Genomic DNA, 18,818 nt, shown 5'->3' on the forward strand with positions numbered 1-18,818 from the left:
CAGAAAAAAGCCAATTTTCTTTTTTAATGAGAAAATTGGCTTTTCGTGTTTCTTTAGCGTTTGACCACAAATGTTGTCACACTTTGAGCAGGGAGATGAGCCCAAAATTGATTTCCTGATATGTTTAAGTCAGTTCCAGGCTGAAGGTTGCTGCTGCCGCTCGTCACCCATCTAGACGCCTGAGAAACAGAGCCATTTTGCACGACGAAGTGTTGATTGACCCCTGCATTGTTTTTATTAATCGCGACAATGACGACCTGATTGTTTCCTTTGTAGGCTGAGACGAAAACATTCGGTTCAGGGCTTTTCGTTGCATCAATCCTGACGTACCCTGGTCGCACAAACTTGGAGAAATGCGCCATGTTGTATCCACGTTTGCTAATCATTCCATCTTCTTTCATAGGACCGTATGATCTCCGGATGTACCACCACACATACGCCTGAAAGTCCCCTTCCACCATTGAATGGTGAATATGCTCTGATACCCCTAATGCCTCAGGCCAGCGGTCCGCTGAATTGTTATCACTATTCGGATAGTAGACCTCTGTCATCCATAGCTCTTTCCCTGCCCCTTTTTGTTTGAAAAGAGGGTACGGAAGCTGGCTAATTTGGGTTCCGTATAGATGAGCGCCGAGAATGTCCATATTTCTAAGCGCCTGTGGATCGTTTAAGATAGGATCTGAGATATTCTTAAGGTATTGAAAGGATTCTGGTGCAATCACACGTGCATTAATGGAGCCGGCATTTTCTCTCATGAATCGCAGGATTTCCTGAGGTGTCCACCATGTCCATTCGTGTGCATAATCGGGCTCGTTTTGAACAGAAATCGCATAAAGATTGACTCCGTTGTTTTTCATGTAAGTGACAAAATCATTCAGATGCTGAGCATATGCTGCGTATTGATTGTATTTAAGCCGCTTGGCAGGTGATCCATTCCGGTTGAATGTTTCAACCATACTGCTTGGAGGATTCCAAGGGGAAGCAATGACTAGAGCACCATGCTCGATCGCTCGTTTGGCCGTCGCGACTTCTCTGCTCCAATTGTTTCTGTTTTCGTCTACATAAATTCTAAGAATGGAAAACCCTAACTGATTTTGTCCATTGCCAAAGGCGGTTTCCCTTTGTGGTGCTGTCAAATCACCAATCCAAGCTGGATGGTTCATTCCGCCAAAACCACGAATCACTTGTCTTTCTGCGTTGAGGTTAATGTTTGCGTCAGCTGCTGATACTTCAGCTACTCCGGGCCCTATGAACATGACAGATAGCATGGTGAAACACACCAATAAAGCAAGCATTGGTTTTTTTACACATGACATCAAATTTCCCACTCCTCTATCAAACATTTAAGCACCTTTATTCGCTACCTTTGAGTAAACTGCCAAGAATCAAATTGGAATAGATTTCCCCCGCCTGTTCCGGTAAAGACAAAAAATACGTTGTGCACTCCGGATGCGCCGTTAATCGATGTTTCTATTTCCCGCCAGTTTTGTGTTCCACCGGTGGAAGGGACATTCAGTGTACCAACCAGTCTGCCGTTCGCGCTGCCAAGGCGTACTTCTATTTTCCCGCCTACTGTCGATGCGACATTGGCTTTAAATGTTCTAGCGCCATTTGAACCAAAGTCTACATTCCCTAAAGCGACCCAATCGCCATTTTGAATATTGGTGACATGCTGGTTATTCACTGGTCCTCCTGGTGCTGACGAGGCTTCTGTCAAAATGCGTCCATTCCAAGCGAATGTTTCAGCTTCAACACGTTGATATGGATTCAGATTAGATAGCTGTTTCACTCCTTCATAATTGGCTGCTACTTCTCGAAGGGAGCCATCTGCATTATGCACAAGCTTGTTAATATGTGGAGAGCGATAGCCTTTGCCGCTTCCGTATAATGCAGAGCTAACGGTTTGCGTATGATACACCACATACCATTCATTTTTAAAATTGAACACCGCATGATGGTTGTTACCGCCGCCACCAAAAAAAGCACCCGGATTTTTCAGAAAGTGTCCTTTATACGTGAAGGGTCCCATCGGACTTGAGCTCGTCATATAGCCGATTTCACCAGGTGGTTTATCAGCAGGATGTGAGCCGCCAAAATTGATGCAATAGGAATAGTAATAGGTTCCGTTATACTTATGCATCCCTGAGTCTTCAAACATAAAAGGAGCATCAATGGTGGATGCGCTACTGGCTACACTTGTCATATCAGCACCTAGCTTCAGGACTCTTGCTGTTTTAGGATTTGCCCATTGTCCCTGCGTTGGATTGGAACCGCCTGGAACGCCTCCGCCGGCATATAGATAACCAGTGCCGTCATCATCTACAAATACGGCCGGATCAAAAAGCCATACAACTCCGGACATGCCAGGTGTACTTGGCGTAACGAGTGGTTTTCCAATCGGATCAGTCCATGGGCCGATCGGGCTGTCTGCTGTAAGGACACCTATCCCTCCGCCGCTGTTAGCGAAATAAAGGAAAAATTTATCCTTTCCGTTGATCTTCTTTACCGCTGCTGATGGGGCCCATGATGCGCCTGCCCATTTGGCAATGCCTCTGCCGCCGTTTGCCCCATTTGCCCCCGCTACTGGAATCGCTCCGTGATCGGTCCAGTTGACCATATCCGCCGAAGAGATGACGAATACTCTATTCAGATTTGCAAATGAATTGTCCTTAATCGTTCCGTTGCTTTGATATTCATAGTCATCACTCGACATATAAAGGTACACTCTTCCGTTATAGGTAAGCGCAAACGGGTCTGCTCCTAAGTGATGGTCAATGAGCGGGTTTGCATTTCCTACTTGCTTGGCAATAGGAGTGCTTGCCGCATTCGCTTCATATACCGGCAAACAACTCAGTACCAAAGTGAAGATCAATAAACAAACGCTGCACTTCATCCTCGTCCTCATCGTGTCATTTCCTCCTGTTTTCATCTTCCTGATATTGGGGTTTAGGCCCAATTTCAAATTATGTTGATGTTTCGTGATGAAGAATGAATACAAAGAATGATTTCTCCCTGTGAATCCTTGTAAAGAGTGCGATGAAAACCCTTCCTTTTTAACTAGAAGACAACAAAAAAATGCAGTCTCCATTTTGGAGCTGCATTCTTCCTACATGTTCAATAAATGTAGGCTACATATACCGAGCGGTCACCATTTTCTTTCTCGTGTAAAACTCTACTCCGTCTGTTCCATTGGCGTGCAAGTCTCCGTAGAAGGAATCTTTCCAGCCGGAAAATGGGAAGAAAGCCATTGGAGCAGGAACACCAATGTTAATGCCTAACATGCCGGCTTCGATGTTTTCACGAAATTCTCTTATGCTTGAAGCGCTGTCTGTGTATAGGCAGGCACCGTTTGCGAATTTTGATTGATTGGACAGGTCGATTGCTTCTGCGAGTGATGAGACACGGACAATGGATAAGACTGGGGCAAAAATCTCGTCCTGCCAGATTTTCATTTGATTTGTGACATGATCAAAGATCGTTGGTCCGACAAAATACCCTTCTCCATTTGTTTCGTTATCTTGTCTGCCATCACGAATCAGGCTTGCGCCTTCTTCAATTCCTGATTGGATATATTGAAGAGTTCGTTCTTTATGCTCTTTCCGAATGACTGGTCCGAGAAAGACATCTTCATTTATTCCGTTTCCGATGACAAGCTGGTTGGATTCATCGACCAATTGTTGAATCAAGTCGTCCGCCACGTCTTCTTCCACTGCGACAACGGCTGCTGCCATGCAGCGTTCACCTGCTGATCCAAAAGCAGCGCCAATGATCTGTTTTGTTGCCGATTCTAAATCAGCATCTTTCAAGACGATGGAGTGATTTTTTGCACCGGCAAGTGCTTGTACACGTTTACCATGTGCTGTCCCTTTTTTATAGACGTATTCTGCGACTGGCTGAGAGCCGACAAACGAAATGGCTTTTACCTTTTCATGTTCAAGTAGACCGTTTACTACATCGTGAGCGCCATTGACAATGTTGAGCACACCTTTTGGAAGTCCCGCTTCTTCAAATAGTTCTGCTAACCGTGCAGCAAGGATTGGCGTCCGTTCTGAAGGCTTTAAAACAAATGTATTTCCACAAGCGATGGCAAGCGGGAACATCCAGCATGGGACCATCATCGGAAAGTTAAACGGGGTAATGCCGCCGATGACGCCAATTGGGTAGCGGTACATGCCAGACTCTAGACCAGTCGCAATATCAGGCAGTTGTTTCCCCATCATTAAGGTTGGTGCACCAGCGGCAAATTCCACACATTCAATTCCTCGCTGCACCTCTCCTTTTGCTTCTGTTACACTTTTTCCGTTTTCCAGCGTGACGAGTTCAGCCAACTCATCCCATTTCTCAACGAGTAACTGTTGGTATTTAAATAAAATACGTGCCCGCCGGGGAACAGCTGTTTTAGACCAAGTGGTGAACGCTTCTTGTGCTGCTTGGACTGCATGTTCTACATCCGTTTTTGTTGAAAGCGGTACTTCTGCGATGACTTCGCCAGTAGCTGGATTATAAACAGCTTCCGTTTGGTTCGTTTCGGCGTCCACCCATTGTCCACCAATATAATTTTTCAACGTTTGTACATCTGTTTTGGTCATGTTCCCTCTCTCCTCTTTGTTTGGATTGTGATGCAATCGTGTGTTGATTTATCGTCATTGTCTCATCTAAGGGGCCTTCATCTGTATACACTCTTTGTCAAATGAAACCACAGTTTTGCTTTACGTTCTGATAAAACATGTGAAGTCTATCGCTTTCAGCTCTTTTGGTTCCGCAGATCTGTCCCCCCTTTTAGGTCGTTTTATCTGTGTGTCATGTGGCATGATCATGTTAACTAATTTATGGTGTATTTTTGGTTAACTGTTGGTTAACTTTAGAAAAATCATAATATTAAAAACACTTCCAGTCAATGATCAGTTTGTTGATCTAAAAAAACCTGATGCCAAGTGCATCAGGCTAAGACTGTTTATGTTAGTTATTTAGAAGAAATTGCGTATTGACTCGGCTCTGTATAAGCCGGGAGCATCTCCCCGTGTGCTTCAATTAATTCATTACATAGTTTGATGGTGTCATCAATTGATAATTCAGCACTTGTATGCGGGTCTAATAATGCCGCTTGGTAAATGTGTTCTTTTTTGCCGCTGATTGCAGCTTCAATCGTCATGAGCTGTGAGCTGATATTGGTCCGGTTGAGTCCAGCCAATTGTTCAGGTATCTCTCCGATATAACATGGCATGATACCGCTCCGGTCTGCAACACATGGCACTTCGACACAGGCTTTTTCAGGAAGATTGTGAATGAGTCCACCTGTGTTCAGTACATTTCCACCAAATTTAAAGGGAACGTTCGTTTCAATCGCTTCAATGATACGTGAACCATATTCTTTAGAGCGCGTATGCGTGATCTGTGTGTTTCCCACAAGGTCATGTTTCATCGTATTCCAATTGTTGATTTGTTCCTCGCAGCGTCTTGGGTATTCATCGAGCGGAATGTTAAACTGTCCAATCAGTTCTGGATAACGAGATTTGATAAAATACGGATGATATTCTGCATTGTGCTCTGAGGATTCGGTGACATAGTAGCCGAATTTATCCATTAGTTCAAAACGAACCATATCTGGATGCCGCGTTTTTTGTTTTTCTTTTGCTCTTGCTTTGATTTCTGGATACAAGTCTTGACCGTCCCGTTTTACTTCTAATAACCATGCCATGTGATTAATGCCGGCAATTTTTTCTTCAATGCCTTCATGGTCCATTTCAAGTGATTGAAATAAATCTTTCGTACACACCTGTACGCTATGGCAAAGACCAACCGTTTGAACCCGAGTATAACGGAGCATAGCGCCAGTCAGTGTGGCCATTGGATTCGTGTAATTTAATAATAAGGCGTGTGGACACACCTCTTCCATATCCTTTGCGAAGTCCAGCATCACGGGAATGGTTCGAAGTGAACGGAAAATGCCGCCGATGCCAACTGTATCCGCAATCGTTTGTCTTAATCCATATTTTTTTGGAATCTCAAAATCAATGACAGTGCTTGGCTGATAGCCTCCCACCTGGATGGCATTGATGACATATTTCGCATTCTTTAAGGCTTCTTTCCGGTTGTGATACGACTGAATAGTCACATGTGCACCGTAGTTCTCTTTTAAGTGACGCAGCATCGTTTCTGATTCTTTCAGCCGGTTGTGGTCGATATCATATAACGCAAATTCAAAGCCGGCAAGTGCGGGAACGAACAGACAATCTCCTAATATATTTTTAGCAAACACGGTACTTCCTGCACCGATAAATGTAATTTTAGACATAGACGACACTCCTTTTTACATCAAGGTTGGATTACCCTTTAACAGAGCCTTGAGACAGCCCTGCGATAAAGTATTTTTGCAAAAGTAAAAACATCGTGACCATTGGCAGCATCGCAATGAGAGCAGCGGCGCCAACGAGCTGGAGCTGGTGTTGATTTTGACCAAAGAAATTGGATAAGGCGACTGTCAGTGTATGCATCTCTTTATCTTGCAAGAAGAAGATGGCAAATTGATAGTCGTTCCAAATATACACACAGGCAATGATTAAAACAGAAGCGGTAATCGGCTTCAGCAGCGGAAAAACGACGGTGAAAAAGACTCTAAGTGTTCCCGCACCATCAATACGAGCGGCTTCTTCAAGCTCCTTTGGAATCGTCGACCGGATAAAACCGGCATATAGAAAAATCGTCAGTGGCAAAAAAGCAGCAACATTGTTTAAAATAGCGATTTGATAAGTATTCATCATGCCAATTTGTACAACCATTTTGTATAAAGGGACAAGGGCTGTGAGCGGCGGTATCACCATAATGGCAATGAATAAGAGATAGACCGCTTGATTCAGCTTTGTTCCTCTTCTTGCGAGCGGATAGGCGGCAAGTGATCCAAAGATGATGAGTAGGGCAGCCGAGCTGAACGTAATGATCACTGTATTCAAAAAGGACTGGCCAAGCTGAGCATCTGTCCATGCCATGCGAAAGTTTTCAAAATGAAGCGTTGATGGGAACAACCATTTTGAGCTAAAATCTCCTATCCCCTTTAGAGAGGTCGTGACTAAAATATAAAATGGAATCAGGTGCAGCAATGTTATCAAAAGGGCGAGTAAGGAGTACCATCTTTTCTTTCGTTTATAGGCGTTATCCATCACACCTCGGTCTCCTTTCGTTTGAAATAAATAAGCGCTGCAACACTAACGACAAGGATGATGACAGCCATAAAGACACCTTGCGTCGCTGCATAGCCTGCATCCTGCCGTTTGAAATACAAATCGTACATAAAAGTCGACATCGATTGCGAGGAATCTCCGGGTCCTCCGCCAGTGAGCGCGACAATGACATCAAACAATTTAAGTCCACCGATCACATTGAGCACAACATTGATGGTGATAGATGGCATTAAAAGCGGTAATGTGATGCGCCAAAATTGCTGAAGACCTGAAGCTCCGTCGAGTTGTGCTGCTTCATAATAATCTTTAGGAATGCTTTGGAGTCCTGCTAAATAAATGATCATGGCAATCCCGACGAATTGATACGTATTCACAAACACAATGATCCAAGTGTTTAGCTGCGGATTACCAAGTGCGTTCATTGGATCAAATCCAAAAAGGGTAACAACGTCGTTTAAAGCACCACCTTGGTACGCAAAGACAAAATACCAAATATAGCCCATGGCAATCGGGCTGATCATGACGGGTAGATAGATCACGGTTCTTGTGATGGCTCTCATTTTTAAACTTTGATTTAATAAGAGTGCATATCCAAGACCAATCATATTTTGTAAGATGGTGCTCCCGATGCCGTAAAGAAGGGTATTTTTCACAACAAGCCATGTGGTTGGATCTTGCAGTAGCCGTTTGTATTGATCAAGTCCGATCCACTCATACTGTTGTGAGAAACCGTTCCAATTTGTAAAAGAGAGCTGAATCCCATTAAAAAAGGGATAAATGATAAAGGTACTGACAACGAGAACAGCAGGCAGATACATCCACCAAAGTGAAGAATTTTGGCTATTTTTCATCTTCTGTTTTGGAAAAGAGGTAAATGTCGCCGCCTGTTTTTCTTTTGTGATGTCACTCATTGGCTTCACTCCTGTTTCAGCATGAGCCTGCTATTGTTTTTTCAGACGCTTATATTCCTCTTCCATTTTCTTCGATAGTTGTTCCGGTGTGATGGAGCCTGCTAATAATTCTTGACCGGTCGTTGCCATGACAGCCCACATGCCGCTCGGTAAGTATTTCCGATCAAAATATGGTTCAATCTTAATATCTTTATATTGCTCGTAAAATGTAGAGTAATAGTTTTTGGCTTTGACTTCTTTTAAAGCCGTTTCAGAGGAAGTGCCCTCCGCGATTTTCTTTGCGTTTTCAGGCTTTGCTAAAAAGTCAATGAATTGTTTTGCTTCTTTTAGATGCTTTGAGTCTTTCCATGCCGCAACAGTAAAGCGTTCCCCGCCAATCCAGCTTTGCTCATCTCCTTCATGAATCGCTGGTACGGGCATGGTGCCTACATTGATCGATTGATTGAGTTCAGTCGCCTCAGGTCCTAAAGATCCTCCCACAAAGGTGAAAGCGATTTTGTTTTGTGCCATCAGCTCAGGTGCTTGAGATAGTTTCGCCGTGAGTACATCTTTGTTTAAAAGGTCTTGATCTTTCAGCTCCTTCATAAACTGTGCAAGCGGTGTATAGTGAGACCAATCAAATGATCCATTTTCAAGGTCTTTTCCGTATTGATGTTTTTGATCGGTAATGAGTAAAGGCGTTGCCAGCTCATCAAAGACTTGGGCAATATTAGAATTATCGCCTCCTGGGATCCAGAGCGGCACAACGTCTCCTTTACTTTTTTCTTTGACAGTCTGTAAAGCACTTCTCAGTTCATCCAGTGTTTTAGGAACTTTTATGCCATATTCTTTTAATAGATTGGCATTAAAACTAAGTCCGTCTTTTGCTTGATTCAGCGGATAGGCATAGACTTTGCCATCTTTGTCTTTTAAAATTTGATCGAGTGAAGGATCGAGTTGTTTTACCCAGTCCATCTCCTTTAGATCAGCCACGTATTCGCTATATCGCAGCTTGGCCCAGCCGTGTGTATCAAATAGGTCTGGCATGTCGTTTGCGCCCATTTTGACGCGTATCATATCTTCATAGCTGTTGCCAGGGAAGTTGGCATCAATTCGGATGTTTTGATGTTCTTTTTCAAAGTCACGGATCACTTCTTCAAATGCCTTTCTCTCCCCGCTGTTGCTCATTGTAGAGAATAGAGTCAAGGTCACTTTTCCGTTTGCTTCAGACGCACCGTTATTGCCACAAGCAGACAAGATCATCGACAAAACTAGAGCTGCACACAGCATCAAAATTTTTTTATTCATCGTTTCCTCCTTTTGATTACTGAAAATTCAGACGATTATCGGTAGAATTCATGCAGTTGCGGAAACAAAAGAAGTCCATTATACTGGAATTCTATTCTTTTCAAAGAGATAAGAGAGCAATTGGGTGAACTGCGTTGTTTTCAGCATGATCTGGCCATCATGCTCAGCAGCTCCCTTCCTGCTTTTTTGTCTCTTTTTTGTTTACTGAAATGCTTATTCACCCCCTTTCATGGATTGGGCATGTGCTGCCTCTTTGCATGAGTTTTGTTGGCACGACGACTTTTAGAGGAAGCTTTCTTCCTTCTATCCGCTCAAGCAAAAGCTTTAGACCTACTTCCCCCATTTGTTCTGTATATACTTTAACCGTTGTGAGCGGCGGGCTTGAAAAGGAAGCGGCTTCGATATCATTAAACCCTACGATTGAGACATCTTGAGGTACACGAAGACCGGCCTCATGTAGCGCACGCATAGCGCCTATTGCCATAGAGTCACTTCCGATAAAAAAGGCTTCTGGAAGCTTTCCTTTCTGAATGGCTTTTTGCATAAGCGAGTAGCCTTCTTGCATCGAATATTCGCCTATGTGGATGTCATTCATATGAAGGGTTCCCGCTTCTTGCATTCTTTTGATAAAAGTTGTTTGTCTTTCGTCCTCAATCACAGCATTTCCTTCGAAATAATGCTCCCTCTCTTTCCCGCCAATATAGCCTAGATGTGTGTAGCCGAGAGATTGCAGATGACGAATGGCACGATCTGCCGCTCTGACAAAATCCACATGTACACAATCATACAAATCTTCATCCGCATAATGATTGATAAAAACGATATGTTCCATTCGGTTTGTCATCTTTTCAACCGTATCAGGGCTGATTCGTCCAATGACAATCAAACCGTCAATATCCTTTAGTATCGCCCCTTTATCCATGTTTCTTAGGCGAAAGGTATGGAGAGTAGACAGACCTTGTTTGGCATATTCTTTTTCAATTCCTTTTCGAATCGATGAAAAAAAGGGATCATTTAATTCTTCGTCAATGGATTGGGCGACAACGACACCGATGACTGGGGATGCGGGTGGGCTTTTTACTTCTGCTTGGTCGGCTTTTCTTGCTCTGACTGGGGTATAGTTTAATTTCTTGGCTATGTCGAGGATGTTTTGTCTTGTTGCGTGTGAAACGGCAAGCGTTTGGTCGCCATTTAACACACGGGATACAGTAGAGACGGATACTTTTGCATCATGAGCAATATCTTTGAGTGTAGTCATAGGCAAACTCCTCATCATTTTTGACTAAATGTTTACTAAAGATATTTGAAGAATAACACATAAATAAAGCGCTTTCAATTATAAATTTGTGCTTTTATGAAGTTTTTGAGTATGTTTTGATAAGGAGATAGTTTGTTTAGTAAAATTGCGTAAAAAAGAGGATGGGCTTCATCCTCCTTTTTACTAAGGTGATTTCATTGTGGCTGTTTCTTTTGCGAACAATTGCTTCATTATTTCCCATGCTTTATCTAATTCTTCGTGAAGTCCAAATAAACCTGAGGTGCCGATGATGTAAATTTCATTTCCTGCTTCAGCAAGCAACCGGAACGTGCTTTCATTACAAGAGCCGTCTACCTCAATTGAAAATGAGTATCCCCCCTTCTCTTTGATTTCTTTCACCTCTTTCATTTTCGGAAGCATTTCTTTGATAAAAGGCTGACCCGCAAACCCTGGATCAATTGTCATGATCGTCACCCGGTCTATTAAATGAATAAAAGCATCCAATGCTGCAACTGGTGTGGCGGGATTGAGAACAAAGCCGACCTCACACTTTCTTTCGTGGATATGCCGAATGATTCGAAAAACGTCTTTTTGCACCACTTCTGGATGTAAACAAATCATCGTTGCGCCTGCATCAATACATGCATCAATTAAAAATTCCTGAGGCTGTTCGGCCATTAGATGAACATCAATCGGAACGTCTGTCAGTTTCCGAAGTTGTTCAATGAAAAAGGGTGATAAGGTCATATTTTTTACATAGTGACCATCCATGACGTCGACATGATAACGGTCTGCCCTTGTGTTCAGCAGCTGAATTTGTTCACGGAAGTGCGTTAAATCCATGCACATCAGTGAAGGTGAGAAAATGGCTGTCATCCTGAAATGCCTCCTTTTTAAAGATGAAATAAAAATTTGATCAATCCAATCAAGATTCCGATGATACCGAAGTCTGTATCGCCAAATGTTGTCCCTTCAAAGCCAAGAGTGCCTAACACAGGAAGTAAACAAGCTGGTAAAAATGAAAGGAGTATTCCATTCACAAAGGAACCGGCGACTGCACCTCTCACTCCCCCTGTTGCATTGCCATATACGCCCGCTGTCGCACCGCAGAAAAAGTGCGGCACAAGTCCAGGAACAATGACAGTTAAACCAAACAAAGGAAGAAGGAAAATAGACACGATGCCTCCAGCAAAACTGCATAAAAAACCGATGATCACTGCATTTGGAGCAAATGGGAAAACAGTTGGCGCATCAAGTGCCGGCTTTGCCCCTTTGACGAAACGATCGGCAATCCCTTTGAAAGCAGGCACAATTTCCCCGATTGCCATCCGTACACCTGCTAAAATAATGTACACCCCAGCAGCAAAGGTAATGGCCTGAATGAGAATGAAGACAGCAAAGTTCGTACCACCACTAATGTTTTCTATGAATGAAATTCCCGCAAACGGTGCAATCGCAAAGAAAAGCAAAGCCATCGTAATGGAGATGGCCACTGATGTATCTCTTAGAAAACCGAGTGATTTAGGCACTTGAATGGTTTCCGTTGATTTCTCTGGGCGCCCGACCCATTTGCCGATCATTCCCGCTGTAAAATAGCCGAACGTACTGAAATGACCGAGTGCCAGATCATCACTTCCAGTGACTTTCCTTGTAAACGGCTGAAGGATTGCGGGAGCAATGACCATCGATGCACCTAATACGATTGAACCAGTGGTGATCAGCAGCGTTCCTTGCATGCCGGCTGTTGACAGAACGACTGCAAGCATAGCCGCCATATATAGCGTATGATGCCCAGTTAAAAAGACGTATTTAAAGGGTGTGAATTTTGCCAAAAGCAAATTGACCACCATACCAAAAATCATAATGAGCGCTGTCTGTGTACCGAATTCCTTTTGGGCAATGGCCGCCATGGCATCTGTATTTGGGACAACCCCTTGAATGTGAAAGGCTGCTTCAAACATCTTCCTGAAAATCCCAAGTGAATCAGATACGACTGTGGCGCCCGCTCCTAATATTAAAAAACCCATTGTTGTTTTTAAGGTGCCTGATACAGTATCGGCAGCTGACTTTTTCTGCAAAAGTAAACCAGCCAGTGCAAACAAACCGATGAGAATTGCGGGTGTGCCCAATATATCGTTCATGATCAGTTCTATCATGATGTGAATCCCCCTTTTTCCGTCGATTATATGTGTTTACGAAGGACGTCTTTAATGGCTTCCTGGTCTAACAAGTTATTTAATCCAGCGACCTTTCTTGTGCCGTCATCCAGCTGATCGATAATGTCTGTTGCTCCGATATAGAGGTCTGCTTGTTCATTTTTGCTTGTACTGAGATCGGTGTGATCCACTTCCGCTAAAAGTCCTAATTCTTCTAAAGCCTTTTTGACATTCATTTCAACAATAAAGCTGCTTCCTAAACCGTTTCCGCATACAACTAGAATTTTTTTCATTCTCTTTTTCCTCCTTTATACTTGTGAAAATTGATTGATTAGTTGTTGGATGGTTGCTAATTCCTCTGCTTCAATCAATTGTCTCACCCGTTTTTCTTCACTTAACAGCATCGTCAGCTGTTTGAGTGCTTTCAGGTGGGTCATACTGTCAATGGCAGCTAATACAATGATGAGCCGAACTTGCTTTTTTCCATCCTTTGAAAAGAAAACGGGCTGATGACATGACATAAGTGACATGCTTAATTTGTTCACGCCATCCTCTGGCCTGGCATGCGGAATCGCCACTTGTGGCGCAATCACAATATAAGGGCCATTTTGATGAACAGACTGGATCATCGCTTTCACATAACTTTCCTGAATCGCTTGTTGATCAAGCAAAGGCTGCGCTGCTTTTGTAATGGCCTCCTGCCATGTGTCTGCTGTTTGCTGGAGCTGAATGGTTTCTTCTGTTAATAAATCGTTTAACACTGGTTTCCACCCTTTCTGGTGTGATACATATGTGGAATGAAGCAGCTCCTTCAAGTCATGAAGCAATGCTTTTTCATTTTGAACGATGGTATGCTGCTGAATGATATTGAATAAAGCATTCACATGTTGCTCATCAAGCTTAGGTTCTGAGCCTTCTCCATATTGAAGCAATGTTTTTTTCTCATAAGCAGTGAGAATAGGGTGAACGAGATGAACAGGTTTTCCTTTAAACGAAATAGGTGTCGTTGACACAACAAAGTCGGCATCAATGGATGTTAATTCTTCATATGAACGTTTTGATAACAGTCCGCGTATGTCGATGTAACCGATTAATTCAAGAAGCTGCGTTTTCAGCATGTGACTTGTGCCAATTCCTTCTCCACAAACAATGTAAACAGAACGTTTCGCAATCGACGAAATCCCTTCTCTTCTCATCCAGCCGCCAAAATGCATCGCCACATAGGCAATTTCATGATCGCTCATCTTTGAACAGGCCGCCTTCTCTAAATGGCAAGCAACCTTTTGCGTGATGTCAAACACCTCTGGCTGTGCATGTTTCATGGAATCTGTTAATTCATTGATGATATCAATGTGATAGATGAGCCTATAATAGGCCGGAATTAAATGCATGGTTAAGTTTTGTTCCAAGACTTCTACTTCCTGGAAGGAAATACACGCATAACGCTGAAAGTCAATGATCATTTGTCTCGCAATGGTTCGAATGAGATGTTCTTCTGGTTTTTGACTTGTTGGAAATTTTTGTTTTTTGGCACTGAGCCATAGCGTACTAAGAAAATAGATTTCATCATCATGAACCAAAAGACTGGTTTCTTTTTGAATTTGCGCCATGAAACGAATAGCAGCCAAGCATTCATCTGTTTCCTGCAATGTCCGTTTTTCTTCTGTTGAAATGTGTACAGCACGTCCAAGCTTCATCCGTTTAAAGTAGAAAAAGAGATCCATAGACAGCTGATCCAGCATGTCATCTGCAAACTCAAGCTTCAGATCTTGTTCGGACTGTTGAAGGAGAGCATGTATTCTCTTATATGAGATAGGACCCTTTAACCAAACCGATGGAAATGTTTTTTCATTTTTTATCATGTTGCGAATGAAATGAATATAAGGTTTCAGCGCCAACCGAATTGTTCTTTCTTCTCCTGAAATTAAATAGCCACTGGCCGCCTGATAATGAAGTGTAAGCTGCTGTTTTGAAAGTGCTTCTTTTAGTTGTTTCATATCTTCAAGCAGTGTATTGCGGCTTACCTTCGTCATCTCCATAAAATCATCAATTTTTAGATGCTTCTCACTGCATGCAATGGAAAGGAGCAAGATGGCACGTCTTTCTTTTACACATGGTTCATAGTCATGACCGACAAGAACAGTGTCAGCTTTTTCGATAATGACTTCTTTCTCGTGTGAATTTAAATAGTAGCCTCGTTGATCTTTTCGCTGGACGCCACTAAGCTGATGGGTTTCCAGCCAACTATTCATTCGTTTGATTTCAGCGTAGACTGTTCGAGTAGAGACATTCAGTCGATTCTGTAAATCTTCAATTGATAGATAAGTGGTCGTGTGAAGCAGCATCGATAATAAAGTCGTGCCCCTCTTGGTTAAGTGCAGTTGGAACCCCTCCCCTCTTCCCTTTGGTTATAAGTCTAATCAACTCACATGCGTCAAAGAAGTCCAAATGTCTTCAGTAAGTATTGTGCAGCTTTTGGGTGCTGTTTTTTCGTCAAAAAAGCACACCCGTATGAGTGTGCTTTTAAACTTATATTCAAAGAGTTCTTTGTCTTCTTTTATTATGAAAGGAATGAGGTCATGAATGTCCTGGTTAATCTTTTTGAATGCCTATATTTTAATATTTCTCAATGCCTTTCGCGTTCTTGATTCACCCATATATACTGCATAAAACGGACATTCATCACAGGGCCAATAGCCTTTGTTTCGGTTTTATTCGGTTTGAAGCGCAACAAACACAAAAACCTTAAAAGGCATAAAGACAATCAAGATTCATTTTGTTACTTCATTTTCACTGCTTCTTTCATTTCCTCTATTACTTTATCAAACCACTGTAGAGGATTTAATGTGATCGCCGGAAAGTAGATTTCTGCATTATTTTCGATAAAGCTTTCTTTTTCCTGTATTGTTAAAGGACTATTCGAAAAATCCTGACAATCCTTTATAGTGGACAGCAGACATTCTTTGCTAGCTCCATGAATAAACTCATCTAACGCTTCTTCTGGTGACACGATATCCTGATGAAATGAACCACCTAAAAAATCTTCTAACTTCTTTAAATAACTGGAGCTCTCATTCATTGAATCACCTATCATAATTAAAATTATCAGTTTAAATAGTCGAATTTAAAAACCTTCATCTCATAGAAAACAATGTAGTGGTGTTTGCTAACCTAATTAATGTCAAACGAGAGATTTCAGGTTGTGGCTCTGCTCTTTGATTAATTAATCTTGCTTACAATTAAATTGCGCAGTTTCCAATATGAAGTTCAAAGTGTTTTTCTTCTGAAAATATTTGAGCAATTTTACCTGTTATTTTATCTGCTACAATGATGCTATGATTCCCTGAAAATAGCCAAATTTCTTCAATTGCCTTATCGAAATCTAAAGCTTTTACATTTGCCCAAACAGGAAAAGGGTCATTTTCAATTAAAATAAACCATTCTTTTTTCTCTTTGAGAAAATCTAATGAATTTTTTAACCAAGTCATAATCGAGTCTTTGTCTGTATTTGTTAATATTTCGGAAGGTGTTGAATCTATTTGACGAAATTGTTTTAATACTGTTTCACATAATTTTAGCCATTGAGAAGCATCATCTTCAAAATCAATTACCTCAATATATGCTAATTGTTGTATTTTCTTTTTAGCATTCATCAAAGCAATTTTTTTCTGTATTTTTTCATTTTTATATACCATTTTTTCATTCCTCGTTATTCATTATAATAGATATGGTGATCACCATTTGGTCCATATATATTTGAATATCTTTCTTTTTTAAAATCATAATTAAATGGATCGGCACCCTCTTTTGGTTTCCCTGCATGAGTGTGTAATTTTCCATCATTAGTATGTTGTACTATAACTCTTTTTCCTTTTGGGGTATCAAATTCATAGTACCGACCATGGTGAGTATGGTTAGAACTGTACTCATAATTACGATGTTCTTGCCCTTTCTTAAAAACATTATCTCCTACTTGCCATTGACGAGTAGGTTGTTGAGATCTAGGTATCCCCCCTAAATCCTTAGCGTGTCGCAAAGCCCTTTTTCGATTAAATCCTTCTGGACTTTGAGAACTTAACCCTATCTTCCCACGAAACCCTTTTGTCCCAAACGGTAAAAGCATCCCCAGAGCCGCATTCATACTCGCTTCCTGCTGTTCTTTCGAGACTTTGTTTCCAAACATGTCTCGACCTGTAATTGCTTCGCTGAAGCCGTTTGTGGCGGTAAGGCCATATAAACCTTTTTGAGATGTTTTCAGGGCGTCAAAGGATTTTTGTGACGTCTTGTAAATGTCCACTGCCCTGACTGCGGCTGACGTGGCTTGAGTTGTTTTATAGACGGCCTTTCCGCCTTTGAAAATACGTCCTGCCCAGCCGACAATCGGGATGTAGCCTGCTGCTGCCATGCCGCCTGCGGCGACTCGCTGGCCTGCGGTGAGTTCTTCACCTGTGATCGGATCGACACCTGTTGCGGCACGTTTTGCATCGTTCACGCCTGTCAGCTCATTAACGATATTCCCACCGTAATCAAGGGCTTTTTCATACCAAGGACGGTTGGCGAGCGCTGCTTGTTCCTTTGCAATCTTGCGGGCTTCTTCTTGATCTTTTTTGATTTTTAGATATTCAGAAGTTTGCTTCTCAATATCGCTTTTTGCCTTGTAGATTTCGCTATTTTGATACGCTTTCTTGTCAAAATTCATAGGCAAAATGGATTTTCCGTCATTTGTGGCATTGATCATTTCTGCGTACAATGCCATTGTAGCCTTCTCCTCAGTCTCTGACAAAGCATATTCATCTTTTAGATTTTGATCAAGTTCTATTAAATCTTTAACCGTTTTCTTCCGTTCATCTTCCGCATCTGCAATCTTTTCGTCAAAGGTTTTACTATCAAATACCTCCAGAGAAATGAGGTCATCAATATCTTGAAAAATCGTTTTGAGTGCCTTTTTTTGATCCTTCACGATGCTTTTGGCATTCTTGATTCCCATATGTACAGCGTTGTCTAAAAAGTGTTCTTCTACAAAGGTGTCGCCGCCAAAATTTGTATCATCAAGTGTCCCAGAAACACCTTCATGAAAGGCTTTTTGTTTATCAATGAAGCTAATAAACATGTCCACATTTCCGGCGAGTTCTTTGTAGAAGCTTTTAATGTTATCGGCACCTTTTCCAGTGAAGTCGTCACCGAGGTTGGCAACACCTTGTAATGCCTTTTTTAAATCTATCATTTGTTCGCGGAGTTCCTGATAGTGTTTTGCCCTTGTATCCATGGCACTGGTTAGTGCTTTAGCATCAAGTATCTTGCCCAGAAGAAGTCACTCCCTCCTATTCATTGACAAGGTCAATTTTACCAACACGAAGTTTGTCATTAAATAGGAATAAAGATACAAAAACAGTACTTAATATGTAAATGATCAGAAGCATATCCTCGCTATTTTATTTTTCAAAGAAAAGCACCCCCTTAACATTGTGCTCTCTTAAGACTTAGACTTAAGCAATTGTAGCTCTTGGTCCATAATATCTGCTGCTTCGTTAATAAATTGAATGATCAAGTCTAAATCTTCTCGTTTGTATTCGTTTGTGAGCTGTTTAGTTGATACCGATAAAGATAGAAAGAGTTCCTTCACCTGTGATTTCCCAGCCGTTAATGGAACAATGATGACCCTTCGCTTGTCTTTTGGGTCCTTCTCCCTTTTGACGTAGCCTGCTTTTTCTAACCGGTCAATGAGAGCGGTTACCGCACCTGAGCTAAGACCGGTTTTTTCACTTAATTCACCTGCTGTGAGTGGTCCAAGTTCGTTTAACAAATCTGCTGATTTGAGATCTGTTGGGAAAAGGCCGAGCGATTGAGCGGCTGCTTGGTGAAATAGGACTGTTCGTGTAGCAAGGCGTCTCATCGTATGAATGATCTGGTCCGCTCGATCTTCTGCCTCGTTCTTTGTTGACAACTTGTTCTCCTCCCTTTAAAATCAATTTATCTTGATCATCAAGATAAATGTTCTCTTACTTTATAATTAACTTGATCATAGCAA

At 41.9% G+C, this 18,818-nt stretch carries 16 protein-coding genes; all 16 read right to left on the reverse strand.

Annotated elements, in window-relative coordinates:
• Positions 1 to 53: 53 nt before the first annotated feature.
• Positions 54 to 1,316: a glucuronoxylanase gene (locus tag MHI20_RS02895; RefSeq protein WP_414642655.1), complete on the reverse strand. Its 1,263-nt coding sequence runs from the start codon at positions 1,314 to 1,316 to the stop codon at positions 54 to 56.
• A 44-nt stretch (positions 1,317 to 1,360) separates the two neighbouring features.
• Positions 1,361 to 2,905 (reverse strand): glycoside hydrolase family 43 protein, encoded by a 1,545-nt coding sequence (locus MHI20_RS02900; protein WP_056408605.1) that lies wholly within the window; start codon positions 2,903 to 2,905, stop codon positions 1,361 to 1,363.
• A 223-nt stretch (positions 2,906 to 3,128) separates the two neighbouring features.
• Positions 3,129 to 4,589, reverse strand: coding sequence for a CoA-acylating methylmalonate-semialdehyde dehydrogenase (locus MHI20_RS02905; RefSeq protein ID WP_041092751.1), 1,461 nt, complete (start codon positions 4,587 to 4,589; stop codon positions 3,129 to 3,131).
• A 374-nt stretch (positions 4,590 to 4,963) separates the two neighbouring features.
• On the reverse strand, positions 4,964 to 6,295 hold the full coding sequence (locus tag MHI20_RS02910) for an alpha-glucosidase/alpha-galactosidase (RefSeq protein WP_007499268.1): 1,332 nt from the start codon (positions 6,293 to 6,295) through the stop codon (positions 4,964 to 4,966).
• 31 nt (positions 6,296 to 6,326) lie between these two features.
• Positions 6,327 to 7,157 carry a carbohydrate ABC transporter permease gene (locus MHI20_RS02915; protein ID WP_039167804.1) on the reverse strand — a complete coding sequence of 277 codons (831 nt, stop codon included), beginning with the start codon at positions 7,155 to 7,157 and terminating at the stop codon, positions 6,327 to 6,329.
• Positions 7,157 to 8,089 carry a carbohydrate ABC transporter permease gene (locus tag MHI20_RS02920; protein WP_041507194.1) on the reverse strand — a complete coding sequence of 311 codons (933 nt, stop codon included), beginning with the start codon at positions 8,087 to 8,089 and terminating at the stop codon, positions 7,157 to 7,159. Before MHI20_RS02920 ends, MHI20_RS02915 begins: the two co-directional genes overlap by 1 nt.
• Positions 8,090 to 8,119: 30 nt before the next feature.
• Complete coding sequence (locus tag MHI20_RS02925; RefSeq protein ID WP_340936627.1) at positions 8,120 to 9,376, reverse strand: ABC transporter substrate-binding protein; 1,257 nt, start codon at positions 9,374 to 9,376, stop codon at positions 8,120 to 8,122.
• 217 nt (positions 9,377 to 9,593) lie between these two features.
• Positions 9,594 to 10,634, reverse strand: a complete 1,041-nt coding sequence (locus MHI20_RS02930) for a LacI family DNA-binding transcriptional regulator (protein WP_025207434.1) — start codon at positions 10,632 to 10,634, stop codon at positions 9,594 to 9,596.
• A 183-nt stretch (positions 10,635 to 10,817) separates the two neighbouring features.
• Positions 10,818 to 11,510: a D-allulose 6-phosphate 3-epimerase gene (gene alsE / locus MHI20_RS02935; protein ID WP_008343724.1), complete on the reverse strand. Its 693-nt coding sequence runs from the start codon at positions 11,508 to 11,510 to the stop codon at positions 10,818 to 10,820.
• Positions 11,511 to 11,527: 17 nt separating this feature from the next.
• Positions 11,528 to 12,790, reverse strand: a complete 1,263-nt coding sequence (locus tag MHI20_RS02940; protein WP_335352746.1) for a PTS ascorbate transporter subunit IIC — start codon at positions 12,788 to 12,790, stop codon at positions 11,528 to 11,530.
• A 26-nt stretch (positions 12,791 to 12,816) separates the two neighbouring features.
• Positions 12,817 to 13,083: a PTS sugar transporter subunit IIB gene (locus MHI20_RS02945; RefSeq protein ID WP_017359544.1), complete on the reverse strand. Its 267-nt coding sequence runs from the start codon at positions 13,081 to 13,083 to the stop codon at positions 12,817 to 12,819.
• 15 nt (positions 13,084 to 13,098) lie between these two features.
• Positions 13,099 to 15,171, reverse strand: coding sequence for a BglG family transcription antiterminator (locus tag MHI20_RS02950; RefSeq protein ID WP_340939210.1), 2,073 nt, complete (start codon positions 15,169 to 15,171; stop codon positions 13,099 to 13,101).
• A 398-nt stretch (positions 15,172 to 15,569) separates the two neighbouring features.
• Positions 15,570 to 15,869, reverse strand: a complete 300-nt coding sequence (locus tag MHI20_RS02955; RefSeq protein ID WP_340936630.1) for a contact-dependent growth inhibition system immunity protein — start codon at positions 15,867 to 15,869, stop codon at positions 15,570 to 15,572.
• Positions 15,870 to 16,029: 160 nt separating this feature from the next.
• Positions 16,030 to 16,485 carry a hypothetical protein gene (locus MHI20_RS02960; protein ID WP_340936632.1) on the reverse strand — a complete coding sequence of 152 codons (456 nt, stop codon included), beginning with the start codon at positions 16,483 to 16,485 and terminating at the stop codon, positions 16,030 to 16,032.
• A gap of 14 nt (positions 16,486 to 16,499) precedes the next feature.
• Positions 16,500 to 18,095, reverse strand: coding sequence for a T7SS effector LXG polymorphic toxin (locus MHI20_RS02965; protein WP_340939212.1), 1,596 nt, complete (start codon positions 18,093 to 18,095; stop codon positions 16,500 to 16,502).
• A gap of 168 nt (positions 18,096 to 18,263) precedes the next feature.
• Positions 18,264 to 18,734 carry a MarR family winged helix-turn-helix transcriptional regulator gene (locus MHI20_RS02970; protein WP_024718284.1) on the reverse strand — a complete coding sequence of 157 codons (471 nt, stop codon included), beginning with the start codon at positions 18,732 to 18,734 and terminating at the stop codon, positions 18,264 to 18,266.
• Between the last annotated feature and the right edge of the window lie 84 nt (positions 18,735 to 18,818).

The organism is Bacillus sp. FSL K6-1106 (assembly GCF_038005245.1).
Lineage (GTDB): Bacteria > Bacillota > Bacilli > Bacillales > Bacillaceae > Bacillus > Bacillus altitudinis.

What these genes read in the sequence shown, in the direction of transcription:
- MHI20_RS02895 (WP_414642655.1), bottom strand. Translation starts at nt 1,316, where the DNA reads ATGTCATGTGTAAAAAAACCAATGCTTGCTTTATTGGTGTGTTTCACC.
- MHI20_RS02900 (WP_056408605.1), bottom strand. Translation starts at nt 2,905, where the DNA reads ATGAGGACGAGGATGAAGTGCAGCGTTTGTTTATTGATCTTCACTTTG.
- MHI20_RS02905 (WP_041092751.1), bottom strand. Translation starts at nt 4,589, where the DNA reads ATGACCAAAACAGATGTACAAACGTTGAAAAATTATATTGGTGGACAA.
- MHI20_RS02910 (WP_007499268.1), bottom strand. Translation starts at nt 6,295, where the DNA reads ATGTCTAAAATTACATTTATCGGTGCAGGAAGTACCGTGTTTGCTAAA.
- MHI20_RS02915 (WP_039167804.1), bottom strand. Translation starts at nt 7,157, where the DNA reads ATGGATAACGCCTATAAACGAAAGAAAAGATGGTACTCCTTACTCGCC.
- MHI20_RS02920 (WP_041507194.1), bottom strand. Translation starts at nt 8,089, where the DNA reads ATGAGTGACATCACAAAAGAAAAACAGGCGGCGACATTTACCTCTTTT.
- MHI20_RS02925 (WP_340936627.1), bottom strand. Translation starts at nt 9,376, where the DNA reads ATGAATAAAAAAATTTTGATGCTGTGTGCAGCTCTAGTTTTGTCGATG.
- MHI20_RS02930 (WP_025207434.1), bottom strand. Translation starts at nt 10,634, where the DNA reads ATGACTACACTCAAAGATATTGCTCATGATGCAAAAGTATCCGTCTCT.
- alsE (WP_008343724.1), bottom strand. Translation starts at nt 11,510, where the DNA reads ATGACAGCCATTTTCTCACCTTCACTGATGTGCATGGATTTAACGCAC.
- MHI20_RS02940 (WP_335352746.1), bottom strand. Translation starts at nt 12,790, where the DNA reads ATGATAGAACTGATCATGAACGATATATTGGGCACACCCGCAATTCTC.
- MHI20_RS02945 (WP_017359544.1), bottom strand. Translation starts at nt 13,083, where the DNA reads ATGAAAAAAATTCTAGTTGTATGCGGAAACGGTTTAGGAAGCAGCTTT.
- MHI20_RS02955 (WP_340936630.1), bottom strand. Translation starts at nt 15,869, where the DNA reads ATGAATGAGAGCTCCAGTTATTTAAAGAAGTTAGAAGATTTTTTAGGT.
- MHI20_RS02960 (WP_340936632.1), bottom strand. Translation starts at nt 16,485, where the DNA reads ATGGTATATAAAAATGAAAAAATACAGAAAAAAATTGCTTTGATGAAT.